This is a genomic window from Methylosinus sp. LW4 (assembly GCF_000379125.1).
GTDB lineage: Bacteria > Pseudomonadota > Alphaproteobacteria > Rhizobiales > Beijerinckiaceae > Methylosinus.
On the sequence record NZ_KB900626.1, the window covers coordinates 1,465,591 to 1,479,270 of the forward strand.

Sequence of the window (13,680 nt, forward strand, 5' to 3'; positions counted from 1 at the left end):
CTATTCCGCCGCGAGCACCTGCGGCGGCGGAAAGGCGACCTCGATCAGCGTCCCTTGGTTCTTTCGGCTCTTGATCGAGAAGGAGGCGCGATTGGCCTCGATCAGCGCTTTCGTCACTGGCAGGCCGAGGCCCGTGCCGCCGCGCGACGAGCCGATCTGGCGGAAGGGCTCGAGCGCTGTCTCGATCTCGGTCTCGGACATGCCGATCCCTGTGTCCTTCACGCGGATCACCACATATCCGGCGTCGGTCAAGGCGCTCGACACGATCACCTGCCCGCCCGCCTCGTTGAACTTCACCGCATTGGACAGAAGGTTGAGCAATATCTGCCGCAGCGACCTGCCGTCGGCAAGGATGCGCGGCAGGCGCGGCCACAAGGACAGGCGGATCACCACACGGCTGCGGTTCGCCTGCGGCTGCATGATCGACACGCATTCGGAAATGACGGCGTTGGCGTCTATGCGCTCGACGTCCAGCTCGAACTTGCCCGCCTCGATCTTAGAGAGATCGAGCAGATCATTGACGAGGCTCAGCACATGCTCGCCCGATGTGTGGATGTCCTTGAGATATTCCTTGTAGCGCTCATTGCCGAGCGGGCCGAAGCGCTCCTCCATCATCACCTCGGCGAAGCCGATGATGGCGTTGAGCGGCGTGCGGATCTCATGGCTGACCTTGGCCAGGAAATCGGTCTTGGCTGCGCTGGCGCGCTCCGCCTCGCGGCGCGCGGCCTCGAGCTCGTCGTCCGAGCTGCGGCGGCGGATCACATGGAGAATGACGCAACGCCTCTGCTCCGGCGGCGGGCCGAGCGGCGCCAGCGTCAGCTGCACAGGAATGAGCTGACCATTGCGCGCGCGCGCCTGCACCTGCAGCCCCTCGCCGAGATCGCGGCTCGTCGGGCGACGGAGAAAATCAGCGACCACGCCTTGATCGCCGTCACAGAACAGCGAGGCGAGGCCGGAGCCGAGCAGCGCGCGCGGCTCGCCGCCGATGAGTTGGCCGAGCGCGGCGTTGACGCTGCGCAGCCTGCCCTCGGCGTCCACGACCACGACGGCGTCGCCCATTGCGTCCAGCGTCGCGCGCAGCTCCTCCGCCTCATGGCGGCGGCTCTCCAGCTCCTTGCGCAAGGCGCCGGCGCGCGCGCTCTCCGGCGCGGCGATAGATTGCTGCGCGCTGCGCAGCGTGACGAGGGTGGCGACCACGCCGTCCCATTGGATCGGCTCGAGCCGAACGTCCGCCTCCAGCGGCTCGCCGTCGCAGTCGAGCACCTCGACGACGCCGGCGGCGGTTCCGTCCGCCGCGGTCGGCGGACGCCGGCCGGCGAAGAGCCGCGTCGCGCCGCCCTCCTCCGCCAGAGCGGCGGCGTCGCCATAGCCGAGATAATCGAGCAGCGTGCGATTGGCGTAGAGCACCTCCGCCCCGCGCGCGACCATCACGCCTATCGGCAGGCGATCGAGCAGCGCCGCGGCGCGCGAGAGGTCGCCGGGAAAGGCGCTATTCTCATTGGAGGGCAGAGCCTCGTGGATCGGCGCGGGCTCATGCTCCTCGACAGGTTCGGGCTCCGCCGAGACGGCGGCCGCCTGCCCCGCGGATTGCCCGCCGGAAGCTTGCTGCCCAGTCGCCTGCTCGATCGTCTCGAACAAATCGCGCACCGAGCCCTTGGCCGGCTTTTGCGCGGCGGAGGCGAGCGCGCGGGCAATCTCGTCGAAGGCGGTGCGCTCGCTCGGCGACAGCGACTCGCCGATGGAGGCGGCGGCCTCCTCGAGGCGCGGCAGCGGCCGCAGCGGCACGATCTTGGCGCCGATGAGCGCCGACGTCTGCTCCGCCTCGGCCAGGGGCGCGGCCTCGGCCGGCGGCTCCAGCGCGGCGGCGGGCTCTTCCGCCGGCGGAGCAACATCCGGCTCTGGCTCGGGCTCGGAATTGGACTCGGGCTCGTGGCGCAGCCGATCCACATGCAGCACGCCATAGCCCTGATAGCCGCCGAAATGGCGGCCATCGTCGAAGATGGGCAGAGCGCCGAGCGTCACCGGGACACGCGCCCCGCCGCCGTCGAGCGGCCAATCGAGCTCGACCCCGCTCCAGGAACGGCGCGAGGCGAAGGCGTCGGCGAGACGATCATCCGGCGCCAGCCGCAGCCGGCTCGCCAGCTCGAGAAACAAGCGTCCGGCGATGTCGCCATTCTCGCGCCCAACCACATCGGCGAGCGCGGCGGTGACGTCGAGCACCCGTCCCTCCGCGTCGGAGCGCCAGAGGAAGCGTTCCGGCCGCGGCGGACGGGCGGGCGGCGGCTCGATCGCAGGAGCCGCCGGAGATGGAGCGGCGGCCGGAGGTTCGGCCACAGCCTCCGGCGCGGCGATCACGGCCGCCGAGACAGGAGCTTCTTCTGGCCGGACCAGCGGAGTCTCACTCGCGGCGGAGCGCATGCCGAGCATTGCGACCAGAAAGATCGGCCCCGTCTCCTCGGCCGTCAGCCTGCGGCACAGAACGGTCGCCGTCTGCGCGATGGGACCGAAGGAGAAGCGCAGCCGCTCGAGCCGCGGCGCGGCGGCGTGGCTCTCGGCCGCGGCGAGCTCGCGCAGCCGGCGCGCGCCGGGCTCGCTCCCACGGAACAGCCGGTCGCCGAGCGCGACCAGATCGCCGCCAAAGACGGAAATCGCCGCTTCATTGGCGTAGACGATCGCCAGCGGCTCGCCAGCGGCGGCCACGATCGGCGCGCCGGACGCCTCGAGCGCGGCGAAGGCCGGATCGGCGCCGATCTGCGCGGCGAACGCCTCGCTCTCGATCCTGTCGTGCTCGCTCATATCGACAGCGCCTCTTCAGACGCGACAAGCGCCGGAAGCGGCGCGGAACAAAACGGCGCGGAACGCGCGTCGCGGCCGATCGAAGGTGAAGGATCGGTTAAATGAAACTTAAAGGTTCGTTACGGCTTGGTCTATGCGGCGAAGGACATTTTAACAAGCTTCGGCGATTCATGATGAACGGACGCGCCGCCCCTAGACCATAATTATGTTGCAATGCAACATGAGTTGAGCCATATTCGGCTCGGCGGCGCCTGTCCCGATCGCGATGCGCGATGGACGGCCGCAGGCGGTCGGCCGGCGCCCCTTCTTCGGCCGACGGGCGGCGCAGCCGACCCGACCAGAAGGAAGCATTCGTGAGCGAACCGATCTACCAGATACCGAACGAAGTCCGCGACTTCGCCGAGAAGAGCGTCGAGCAGGCGCGCAAGGCGTTCGAGGGATTCGCCGGAGCCGCGCATAAGGCGATCGGCTCCGTCGAGACGACGACCGCCACCTTCCAGGTCGGGGCCAAGGATGTGAGCGCCAAGGCGCTCGGCTACGCCGAAGCCAATGTGAACGCGGCCTTCGACCTCGCGCAGAAGCTGCTGCGCGCGAAAGACCCCCAGGAAGTGCTCCAGCTGCAAGCGGAGTATGTGAAGAGCCAGGTCGAGGCGATTCAGACCCAGGCCAAGGATCTCGGCGCCGCGCTGCAAAAAGCGACGACCGGCAAGTGATTTGCCGACGGCGCCGCGCCTTCGGCGCGCGGCGCCTCGACGAAGCGCGCTGCGGCGCGTCGTGAGTAGAGGCAGCGTCGAGTAGAGCGGCGTTTCCGCGGAGCTTCGAGCGCCGAAGGCGATTCGGGCGCGACATCAAACTGCCGACACCAGCACGAAAGGAGCCCGAAGCGATGGCCACCCATACGAGAGGTTCTTCCAAGCGCCCGACGCCGCCGAAGGAGCCGCCGATCACCCTCAAGGACGCGCTGGACGACGACGAGCCCGAGACGGCCCCGCTGGAGGCTGCGTCGCCCGTCGAGATCGACGCCGTCGCCGCCGCTCTGGAGGCCGCCGAGATCGAGGCCGTGACCGCGGCGCTGGAGCCTGTCGAGCTGGCGCTGACGCCGGCGGAGCCCGCCGCCATCGATGTCCCTACCGAGACCGCGCCGGAGCCCGTTTTCGACATTGCGCCGGAGCCAGCGCTCGAGACTGTGGCTGAGCCTGTCCTCGAGACGATCGCGGAGCCCGTCCTCGATGTCGTCGCAGAGCCGATCTCCGAGGCTCCGGCCGCGCCCGTGGCCATCATCGCCGCGACGATCGAAGCCGCGCCCGCCAAGGCCGAGCCGCTCGACCCGAGCCTTTGGTCGCTGAAGACTTTCGATCTCGTGAATGAGAACGCCGCCGCCGTCCTCGATCTGGCGCTGGCCCTCGGTCAGGCGCGCTCGGTGGGCGACGCGCTGGAGGCGCAATCGCGCTTCGCGAGCGAGCGCTACACGACTTTCCTCAAGCGCGCCAATGAGCTGGTGGAATTGTCGAGCCGCTGGTCGCCCTTCCGCTTCGCCGTCTCCGCCTTTGTGGCGTGAGCCCCGCGAAAATGCTCCTCGCCCGGCCGAATGCGCCGGGCGGAGCGCTCTGATCCCTACAGCGTCGCCTCGATCAGCGCGCGCAGCTCCGGCGTCGCCTCCGGCATGACGCCGAACCAGTCGCGGAACGCCGGCCGCGCCTGATGAATCAGCATGCCGAGCCCATCGACAGCGACATTGCCGCGGGCGCGGGCCGCGGCCAGCAGCGGCGTCTCCAGCGGCGCATAGACAATGTCGGAGACGAGCGCTTCCGCCGGCAGGCGATCCAATGGCAGATCGAGCGGCGGCTCGCCCACCATTCCCTGATTCGTCGTGTTCACCAGCAGGCCGGCGCCGGCGAGGCCCTCGGCGCGCTCCTCCCAGCGATGCGCCGTGACCGGAGCGCCGAAATCCGCTGAGATCTTCTGCGCCCGCTCGAGCGTGCGGTTGAACAGCCGCACCTCCGCCGCGCCGGAATCGATGAGCCCGGCGATGACCGCCCGCGCCGCCCCGCCCGCGCCGATCACCACCGCAGGCCCGGCGTCCGCCCGCCACATGGGCGCGGCGGCGCGCAGCGAGGCGGTGAAGCCGAAGCCGTCGTAATTTCGGCCGACGAGCGTTCCGTCCTCCTCCACCACCACGCAATTGACCGCGCCGATGCGCGTCGCGCTGGCGTCGAGGACATCGACGATGGCGAGCGCCGCCTCCTTATGCGGAATGGTGAGATTGCAGCCCGAGAAATTCAGCGCCGGCAGAGCGCGCAGCGCCGCCGCGAGCCGCCCCGGCTCTATGGCGAGCGGCGCATAGGCCCCGGCGAGGCCATAGCGGGCGAGCCAGTAATTGTGGATTTTGGGCGAGCGCGAATGCGAGATCGGCCAGCCCATCACGCCGGCGAGGAGAAAGCGGTCCTGCCCATGCATCTGCTTCTCCCCGCTTTTTCTCCCGCCCGCGCCTATTGCTTCGCCGCGCAGGCCCCCTGCCCTTGCGCAGAAAGCGCCGAAAAGAGCGCGGCGTCGGCGTCGAGGCCGGGATTGCCGGCCGTCAACAGCTTCTCGCCATAGAAGATGGAGTTGGCGCCGGCGACGAGGCACAAGATCTGCGCCTCGCGCGAGAGGCCGGAGCGGCCGGCGGACAGGCGCACGCGTGATTTCGGCATGAGGATGCGCGTCGTCGCGATCATGCGCACCAGCTCCAGCGAATCCACCGGCGGGCGCCCCTCGAGCGGCGTGCCCTCTATGGCCGCCAGCGCATTGATCGGCACGCTCTCGGGATGCGGATCGAAGGAGGCGAGAACCTGCAACATATGGGCGCGGTCGCGCACGCTCTCGCCCATGCCGATAATGCCGCCGCAGCACATTTCTATGCCGGCGCGGCGCACGGCGGCGAGCGTCTGCAGCCGATCCTCATAGGTGCGGGTGGTGACGATCTCGCCGTAGAATTCCGGCCCCGTGTCGAGATTATGATTATAGGCGGTGAGGCCCGCCTCCACGAGGCGCTCGGCCTGGCCGTCGTCCAGCATGCCGAGCGTGACGCAGGCCTCCATCCCGAGAGCCCGCACGCCGCGCACCATATCCAGCACGGCGTCGAAACGCTCGCCCTTGGGCGCCTGCCGCCAGGCCGCGCCCATGCAGAAGCGATCGGCCCCCGCCTCCTTCGCGCGCGCGGCGGCGTCCAGAACCTCGTCCACCTGCAGCAGCTCGACGCGATCGAGCTTGACCTCGCGGTGATGCGCAGATTGCGAGCAATAAGAGCAGTTCTCCGGGCAGCCGCCTGTCTTGATGCTGAGCAGCGCCGCCTTCTGCACGTCATTGGGATCGAAGAAGCGGCTGTGCAGCGCGCTCGCCCGCGCGATCAGCTCGAGCAGAGGCGCGTCGTGGATGGCGACGATCTCCTCCAGCGTCCAATCGTGACGGAGAGTGAAATCGGCGGGAGCGTTCATCGATCAGAGCCTCTCTGCGGCGTGGTTTCAGCGCGACTTTTTGGCGACGCGGCGCTCATTGCGCGTGAGCGGACGCTGCGGCTCCTCTTCCTCGCCGCCGGCGCCGGAAGGCGCGGAGGGCCGCGGCTTGCGCTGGAGCTGCGGATCGGCGCCGCGCAGAATGGCATAGACGACATAAGCGGCGACGGCCAGATCGAAACCGGTGAGGCCGAGCGTGAACCACGCCGGCGTGAACTCCGAGCCCGTGCCGAGATAATGGAACTGCAAATGCCAGAAGGGATGCAGAGCGAAGCCGATGGCGAGCCACCAGGGCGAGCCGACGAGGCCCAGCAGCCCGAAGGAGCCGAAAATAGCGAGGCCGGTCATTTCGATGCCGAACCAGGCCTTTGCATTGTCCGAGGCGAAGGCGAAACCGACATAGAGCGCAGCGGTGGCAATGAGCCCATAGGCCAGCGCGCGGCGGGAGCCCGCCTGCGGATAACGCTCCGACCAGCGCGCGAAAAAGGCGAAAGCCACGCCGATGAGCGCGCCGACGGCGGCGGGAATCAGAATCGAGGACGCGTCTTCCATGGTCGTGAGCTCACTGAGGGTACGGCCGCAGCGAGGTCTATAAGTCGGACCGGCGGAGGCGACAAGGGAGGGGGCGGGCGGCGTCGGACGCCGGCCCTTCCGGCGCTCCCCTCGTTTTCCACGCAAGGTATGATAAAGTATGACTCTCTCGAAAAGGAGGCGCCCGTGGCCGAGATCGAACGTCTCACCATTACATTGCCGTCCGACATGGCCTCCGTGGTCAAGAGCGCGGTCGCGGTCGGCGACTACGCCTCGACCAGCGAGGTCGTCCGCGAAGCCATTCGTGACTGGAAAATAAAGCGCGCCCTGCAGCTTCAGGAGCTGGCCGCGTTGAAGGCGGAGATAGACAAAGGGCTCGCCGACGTCGCGGCAGGCCGGGTGAAAAAATTCGACGCAGAATCCATCATTGCGCGTGGGAGGAAATTATTGGCGAGCCGCTCTCCCTCCGTCTGACCGATGCGGCGGAAGCCGACCTGGCCGAAATCTGGGCTCATATCGCTTCCGACTCGGAAGCCTCAGCGACACGGCTGCTCCGGGAGATCGAGACGAGTTGCTCTGGATTGCTCGACTTTCCTTTCGCAGGAGTTTCGCGCGAGCGACTGGCGCGCGGTCTCCGTGCGACGTTCAAAGGCAATTATGTGATCTATTACGCCGTGACCACGGCCGAGGTCGTCATCGTGCGCGTGCTGCACGGCGCGCGTGACGCCGCTGCGATCGCCGAGCACGGGGGATTTTCGACTCTTTGATCTGCGCCCCGGCCCCGAACGCCGCCTTAGTTTCGAAAGCCGAGCTCGGGCCGGTTCGCTCTCCCCCTCGCCCCACATCGCCTCCGGTCCAAAATCTGCTATAGCTCGCCAGACCTACCGCGCCGCATGGCGCCCCCGCTCGAGGATCGACGCCCCCTATGCAAGTCGAAACAGACGCCGCCAATTCCAGCTCCTCCGCTCTGCTCGACGATCAGTCGCTGCTCGCCGATATTCGCCTGCTCGGCCGCCTGCTGGGCGACACGGTGCGCGAGCAGGAGGGCGTCGCCGCCTTCGAGCGCATAGAGACGATCCGCCGCCTCTCGGTGGCCGTCAGCCGCAATGGCGACATGGAGGCCGATCACAAGCTCGATGCGCTGCTGCGCTCGCTCTCGGCGAGCGAGGCGGTGACGGTCATCCGCGCTTTCAGCTATTTCTCGCATCTCGCCAATATCGCCGAGGATCTGCATCCGCTGCAGGGCGACGAGGCCTCCGGCGCGCCGAGCCTCGCCAACACCTTCGCCCATTTGCGCAAGGCCTCGATCGGCCCCGGCAAGGTGGCGCAAGTGCTCTCCAATGGCTGGGTCTCGCCCGTGCTCACCGCGCATCCGACCGAGGTGCGGCGCAAGAGCCTGCTCGACGCCGAGCACGCCATCTCCGCTCTGCTGCAAGCGCGCCCACATGCGCGCAACAAGGCCGAGCTCGCCCGCAACGAGCTGCAATTGCGCGCCCGCGTCTCGCAGCTGTGGCAGACGGAGCTGCTGCGGCAGGCTCGGCTCACCGTGCGCGACGAGATCGCCAACACGCTGAGCTATTATCGCAGCACCTTCCTGCGCCAGATTCCGCTGCTCTACGCCGACATCGAAGAGCGCCTCGGCGGCTTGCGCATTCCGCCCTTTCTGCGCATGGGCACATGGGTCGGCGGCGATCGCGACGGCAACCCCAATGTGCGCGCCGAATCGCTCGCCAATGCGCTGCGCATGCAGAGCGAGACGGCGCTGCGCTTCTATCTCACCGAGGTGCATGAGCTCGGCGCCGAGCTGTCCATCTCGCGCCGCTACGCCGGCTGCAGCCAGGCGCTCGAGCAGCTCGCGGCGCGCTCCGGCGACGACAATCCGCATCGCGACGACGAGCCCTATCGCCGCGCGCTGATCGGCGTCTACGCCCGCCTCGCCGCGACGCTCGAGGAGCTGACCGGCCAGCAGGCGCAGCGCCATGCGCGGGCGCCCGGCGCGCCCTATTCCGACGCGCGCGCTTTTCTCGCCGATCTCGAGATCGTCGACGATTCGCTGCGCTGCCATCACAGCGACGTGATCGCGACGCAGCGGCTCGAGCCGCTGATCCGCGCGGCGGAAGTCTTCGGCTTTCATCTCGCCACTGTCGATCTGCGGCAGAGCTCCGACCGTCACGAGGAGACCATCGCCGCTCTGCTGCGCGAGGCGCGCGTCGCGCCCGACTACGCCGCTTTAACGGAAGAGGAGAAGCGCGCGCTGCTGCTGAAGCTGCTCAGCGATCCGCGGCCGGTGCGGCTCGTCGACGCCGCCTATTCCGAAGATGTGGCGAGCGAGCTGGCGATCTTCGAGCGCGCGGCGGAGATGCGCAAGACCTATGGCCACGAGTCGATCCGCCATTACATCGTCAGCCATACGGAGACGGTGAGCGATCTGCTCGAGGTGCTGCTGCTGCAGAAGGAATGCGGCATGATGCGCGGCACGCTCGATCCGCGCGACGCCAATATCGTCGCCGCCGATCTCATCATCGTGCCTTTGTTCGAGACGATCGGCGATCTGCGCAACGCCGCCGTCATCATGCGCGAATTCTATGCGCTGCCCGGAATCGTCAAGCTCGTCACCAATTCCGGCGCGCAGCAGGACATCATGCTGGGCTATTCGGACAGCAACAAGGACGGCGGCATTCTCGCCAGCATTTGGGAGCTCTATCGCGCCTCCACCGCGCTCGCGGATTTCTTCTCGGGCCTTCCGTCGATCGCCATGCGACTCTTCCACGGCCGCGGCGGCACGGTGGGACGCGGCGGCGGACCGAGCTATGACGCCATTCTCGCGCAGCCGCCCGGCACGGTGAACGGGCAAATCCGCCTCACCGAGCAAGGCGAGGTGATCGCGGCGAAATACGCCAATCCGCAGATCGGCCGCATCAATCTCGAGCTGCTGGTCGCCGCGACGCTCGAGGCGACGCTGCTCTCGCACAGCAAGGCGCCGCCGCCGGAATTCCTCGAGGTGGCGGAACAGCTCGCGCAATGGGGCATGGACGCCTATCGCGGCCTCGTCTACGAGACGCCCGATTTCGTCGACTATTTCTTCGCCTCGACGCCGATCTCCGAGATCGCCTCGCTCAACATCGGCTCGCGGCCGGCCTCGCGCAAGCCCTCGCGCAAGATCGAGGATTTACGCGCCATTCCGTGGAGCTTCTCTTGGGGTCAGGCGCGTCTCGCTCTGCCCGGCTGGTACGGCTTCGGCTCGGCGATCGCGCGCTTCCGCGAGGGCGACGACGGAACCAAGCTCGAGCTGCTGAAGCGCATGTATCGCGAATGGCCTTTCTTCCGCACGCTTCTGTCGAACATCGACATGATCCTGTCGAAGACAGATCTCTCGATCGCGCGTCACTATGCGGGGCTGGTGCAGGATCACGCGCTCGCCGACCGCATCTATGGGGAGATAGAGGCGGAGTGGAGCAGAGCCAACGCCGCGCTCGCCGATCTCACCGGATCGAGCGAGCGTCTCGCCGACAATCCGGCGCTGGCGCGCTCGCTGCACCATCGCTTCCCCTACATCGCGCCGCTCAACTATCTGCAGGTGGAGCTCATTCGCCGCTTCCGTGGCGGCCAGACCGGCGACGACATCCGCCAGGGCATTCTCATGTCCATAAATGGCGTCGCCGCGGGCCTGCGCAACACGGGGTGAACAGAAGTGGGCGACATTGCGGCGCCGTCGTCAAACCGTCATGCGCCGCCGCCATTAGGGGTTCCGATTCAGCTGGAACGGAACCGCAATGTCGCCTCTTCTCTCGCGCGTCAGCCCTCTCGCTCTTCTCGCCTCTCTCTCGCTCTCCCCGGCGGCCGTCGCAGCGGACATCAACGTCCCGGCCAATACGACCGTCTCCGGCCAGAAGACATTCGGCGGCGCCGACAAGATCACCGTTGGCGCCGGCGGCAAGCTCACCTCCTCCGCCAATCCGACGCTGAATCAGACGTCGACCTCCACCGGCGTCTCCATCGACAATTTCGGCACGATCGAATCGACCGGAACAGGAACGCGCGCCATCCGCTTCAACAGCGGAACCGCGATGAGCTTCACGCTCACCAATGAGGCGGGCGCGACGATCCAATCGCAGAATGACGCGCTGCAAGTGGGCACCGCCGTCGCGTCGGGAACGATCACCGTCAATAATTACGGGCTGATCCAGGCGACGGGCACGGGCTCCAACAATGGCCAGGCGATCGACTTCGGCAATATCGTCGCCGGAACGGCCTCCATCACAATCAATAATTTCTCGACCGGCGTGCTGCAGACGGCCGACGCCGACGGCATACGCCCCGGCAACAAAGCCACGGTGAATAATTACGGCCAGATCATCGGCAATAATTTTCAGACCAGCAGCGGCGCGGATGGAATCGACTTCCAGACCAGCACGGGCGGAACGGTCAATAATTACGCCGGCGGCCTGATTTCCGGCGGGCGCCACGGAATCAACATCAGCTATGATCCGACGGCGAATGCGACGACCTCCTCGATCACCGTCACCAATTACGCTGGCGGTCAGATCATCGGCCGCAACGGTTCGGGCGTCGGCTCCGACGTCGGCGGGACGGTGATCAATTACGGCCTCATCTCGGGCGATATCGACAATATCGCCGGCGTCGCCAATGGCGACGGCGATGGCGTCGATATCGATTACATCGGCAACATCACCAATTACGGGATCATCCGCGGCACGGGCGCAAAGGGCGTCGGCTCCGACGGCAAGACCAACACCAGCCAGGGCGTCGCTATCGGCGGCGGCGTCATCGACAATAAGGCCGGCGCGACCATCATCGGCCAGGCGGATGGCATTCTCGTCGACAATAGCTCGGAAGGGCCGGCCTTCGGCGCAGTGACGATCACCAACGCCGGCACGATCGAGGGCACGACGCGCTACGGAATCTATATCAACAGCACGCTGAACAATACCATCACCAATTCCGGGACCATCACCGGAGGCGGCGGACAAGCGATCGTCTTCGGCTCCGGCGACGACACGCTGAACATTCGCACCGGCTCTGTCATCAATGGAACGGTGGACGGCGGCGCAGGCTTCGACCGCATCTCGCTCTCGGGAACCGGGACTTTCGCCGGCGCGATCAATTTCGAGACGCTGAGCGTCGATGACGGCGTGTGGACGCTCACCGGAACGCAGAGCTATTCGAGCGGCCTCACTGTCGCCAGCGGCGCCGAGCTGGTCGCCGCCGGAACGATCGGCAATCTCGTCACCATCGCCGCGGGCGGGCGCGTCTCCGGCGCGGGAACGCTGGGCGCGCTCGATCTTTCCGGCGTCGTCTCGCCGGGCTCGGGCGTCGGCGCGATCTCGACGCTCACCGTGACCGGCAACGCCACTTTCCGCTCGGGCTCGGTCTATCAGGTAGACGCCAACGCCGCCGGCGCGGCGGATAAGATCGTCGTCGGCGGAACGGCGGCGCTCGGCGGCGCGGTGCAAGTGACGGCGGCGTCCGGCAATTATGCCCCCGCCACGACCTATTCGATCGTGCAGGCGGCAGGCGGCGTCAGCGGCTCCTTCGCATCAGTCTCCACCGATCTGGCCTTTTTGACGCCCTCGCTCTCCTATGACGCCAACAACGCCTATCTGACGCTCTCGCGCAATGGCGTGTTCTTCCAGAGCGTCGCGGCCAATCGCAATCAGCGCGCGGTCGCCGCGGCGCTCGACACGACGCCGACGGCGAGCCCGCTCTTCCTTTCCATCGTCGGCAAATCGGCGGCCGGCGCGCGCACGGCATTCGACGGCCTCTCCGGCGAAGGCGTCACGGGCGCGCTGAACGCGGGCCTCGAATCGAACCGCCTGTTCGGCTCCACGCTCGCAGACGCGGGGCAATTCTGGCGCTCGGGCGAGACGCGCGACGCCAATGGCGTTTCCATTTCCGCGACGACGCCGGCCCTCGGCTATGCGTCGCTGGAATCGAAGAAGGGTCCGATCGCTCTGCGTCCGACGCAGGAGCCGGCGCGACTCTGGCGGCTGTGGATCTCCGGCTTCGGCCAGAGCGCGCGCCTCGGCGGCGATGCGGCGCAAGGCTCGGCGACGCAACGCACCAGCCTCGGCGGCGGCGCCATCGGTCTCGATGCGGTCGTGCTCCCCAATCTTCTGCTCGGCTTCGCGGGCGGCTATAGCGCCGGCGACGCCTCCACCGATCTGCGCTCGACCCATGTGGACACACATGGCTGGCACATCGGCGGCTATGGCGTCTTCACCTTCGATCCCAATTATATCTCCGCGTCGCTCACCTTCTCCGATTTCGACAATTACTCTCGCCGCTCGGTCTTCGGCCTCGGGACGGGCGAAACCGCCAATGCGAATTTCGAGAGCCGCGTGCTGCGCGCGCGCGTCGAGATCGGACGCGACGTCGATCTCTTCGGGCTGAGAGCGACGCCCTTCGCGGCTGTCGAGACGGCGCATATTTGGACCGACGGATTCGCCGAGACGACGGCGGCTTTCCCCGGCTTTGCGGGCCTCGGCGCGCTGACCTTCGCCGCGCGCGAGACGGAGTCCCTGCCCGTCTATTTCGGCGCGCGCGTCAAGCGCAGCTTCGCGCTCGACAATGGCTGGCGGCTGACGCCCGATCTCTCGCTCGCCTATGTGCATGAATTCGAGCCGACGCGCACGCTTCTCGCCTCCTTCGCCTCGACGCCCTCGGCGGCTTTCACCATCGCCGGCGCGCGTCCCGACGAGAACTATCTGCAGGTGAAAGGCGGCTTGCGCCTCGATGTGAGCGCCTCTGTCGCGCTCTTCGCCTCCTTCGAGGGCGAATATGGCGGGCGCACGCAATCCTATGCGGGACGAGGCGGCCTCAAAGTGGTCTGGTGAGGCCG

At 67.4% G+C, this 13,680-nt stretch carries 10 protein-coding genes; 6 read left to right on the forward strand and 4 right to left on the reverse strand.

All coding sequences use genetic code 11. The features are described from left to right. Positions 1-2,796: a histidine kinase dimerization/phospho-acceptor domain-containing protein gene (locus METLW4_RS0107525; protein WP_018265593.1), complete on the reverse strand. Its 2,796-nt coding sequence runs from the start codon at positions 2,794-2,796 to the stop codon at positions 1-3. A 353-nt stretch (positions 2,797-3,149) separates the two neighbouring features. Here METLW4_RS0107525 and METLW4_RS0107530 point away from each other — a divergent pair, with 353 nt between their 5' ends. Further along, positions 3,150-3,509: a phasin gene (locus METLW4_RS0107530; protein ID WP_026191334.1), complete on the forward strand. Its 360-nt coding sequence runs from the start codon at positions 3,150-3,152 to the stop codon at positions 3,507-3,509. Between the two features lie 173 nt (positions 3,510-3,682). Then, positions 3,683-4,354 carry a phasin family protein gene (locus METLW4_RS0107535; RefSeq protein ID WP_018265595.1) on the forward strand — a complete coding sequence of 224 codons (672 nt, stop codon included), beginning with the start codon at positions 3,683-3,685 and terminating at the stop codon, positions 4,352-4,354. Between the two features lie 56 nt (positions 4,355-4,410). Here METLW4_RS0107535 and METLW4_RS0107540 read toward each other — a convergent pair whose 3' ends face one another. From METLW4_RS0107540 to METLW4_RS0107550, 3 genes are read right to left on the reverse strand one after another with little or no spacing between them, the layout of a single operon-like run. Beyond that, positions 4,411-5,253: a shikimate dehydrogenase gene (locus METLW4_RS0107540; protein ID WP_018265596.1), complete on the reverse strand. Its 843-nt coding sequence runs from the start codon at positions 5,251-5,253 to the stop codon at positions 4,411-4,413. A gap of 32 nt (positions 5,254-5,285) precedes the next feature. Then, positions 5,286-6,272 (reverse strand): biotin synthase BioB, encoded by a 987-nt coding sequence (gene bioB / locus METLW4_RS0107545; RefSeq protein WP_018265597.1) that lies wholly within the window; start codon positions 6,270-6,272, stop codon positions 5,286-5,288. Positions 6,273-6,299: 27 nt separating this feature from the next. Next, positions 6,300-6,842 (reverse strand): hypothetical protein, encoded by a 543-nt coding sequence (locus METLW4_RS0107550; RefSeq protein WP_018265598.1) that lies wholly within the window; start codon positions 6,840-6,842, stop codon positions 6,300-6,302. Positions 6,843-7,007: 165 nt separating this feature from the next. Here METLW4_RS0107550 and METLW4_RS0107555 point away from each other — a divergent pair, with 165 nt between their 5' ends. From METLW4_RS0107555 to METLW4_RS0107570, 4 genes are all read left to right on the forward strand, one after another. After that, a complete protein-coding gene (locus METLW4_RS0107555) occupies positions 7,008-7,295 on the forward strand; it encodes a ribbon-helix-helix domain-containing protein (RefSeq protein WP_026191335.1) in 288 nt (95 codons plus the stop codon). 41 nt (positions 7,296-7,336) lie between these two features. After that, positions 7,337-7,588, forward strand: coding sequence for a type II toxin-antitoxin system RelE/ParE family toxin (locus METLW4_RS27005; protein WP_245258485.1), 252 nt, complete (start codon positions 7,337-7,339; stop codon positions 7,586-7,588). Positions 7,589-7,746: 158 nt separating this feature from the next. Then, positions 7,747-10,506: a phosphoenolpyruvate carboxylase gene (ppc, locus tag METLW4_RS0107565; RefSeq protein WP_018265601.1), complete on the forward strand. Its 2,760-nt coding sequence runs from the start codon at positions 7,747-7,749 to the stop codon at positions 10,504-10,506. Positions 10,507-10,594: 88 nt separating this feature from the next. Beyond that, positions 10,595-13,675, forward strand: a complete 3,081-nt coding sequence (locus tag METLW4_RS0107570; RefSeq protein WP_018265602.1) for an autotransporter outer membrane beta-barrel domain-containing protein — start codon at positions 10,595-10,597, stop codon at positions 13,673-13,675. Positions 13,676-13,680 lie beyond the last annotated feature (5 nt).

What these genes read in the sequence shown, in the direction of transcription:
- METLW4_RS0107535 (WP_018265595.1), top strand. Translation starts at nt 3,683, where the DNA reads ATGGCCACCCATACGAGAGGTTCTTCCAAGCGCCCGACGCCGCCGAAG.
- METLW4_RS0107525 (WP_018265593.1), bottom strand. Translation starts at nt 2,796, where the DNA reads ATGAGCGAGCACGACAGGATCGAGAGCGAGGCGTTCGCCGCGCAGATC.
- bioB (WP_018265597.1), bottom strand. Translation starts at nt 6,272, where the DNA reads ATGAACGCTCCCGCCGATTTCACTCTCCGTCACGATTGGACGCTGGAG.
- ppc (WP_018265601.1), top strand. Translation starts at nt 7,747, where the DNA reads ATGCAAGTCGAAACAGACGCCGCCAATTCCAGCTCCTCCGCTCTGCTC.
- METLW4_RS0107540 (WP_018265596.1), bottom strand. Translation starts at nt 5,253, where the DNA reads ATGCATGGGCAGGACCGCTTTCTCCTCGCCGGCGTGATGGGCTGGCCG.
- METLW4_RS0107570 (WP_018265602.1), top strand. Translation starts at nt 10,595, where the DNA reads ATGTCGCCTCTTCTCTCGCGCGTCAGCCCTCTCGCTCTTCTCGCCTCT.
- METLW4_RS0107550 (WP_018265598.1), bottom strand. Translation starts at nt 6,842, where the DNA reads ATGGAAGACGCGTCCTCGATTCTGATTCCCGCCGCCGTCGGCGCGCTC.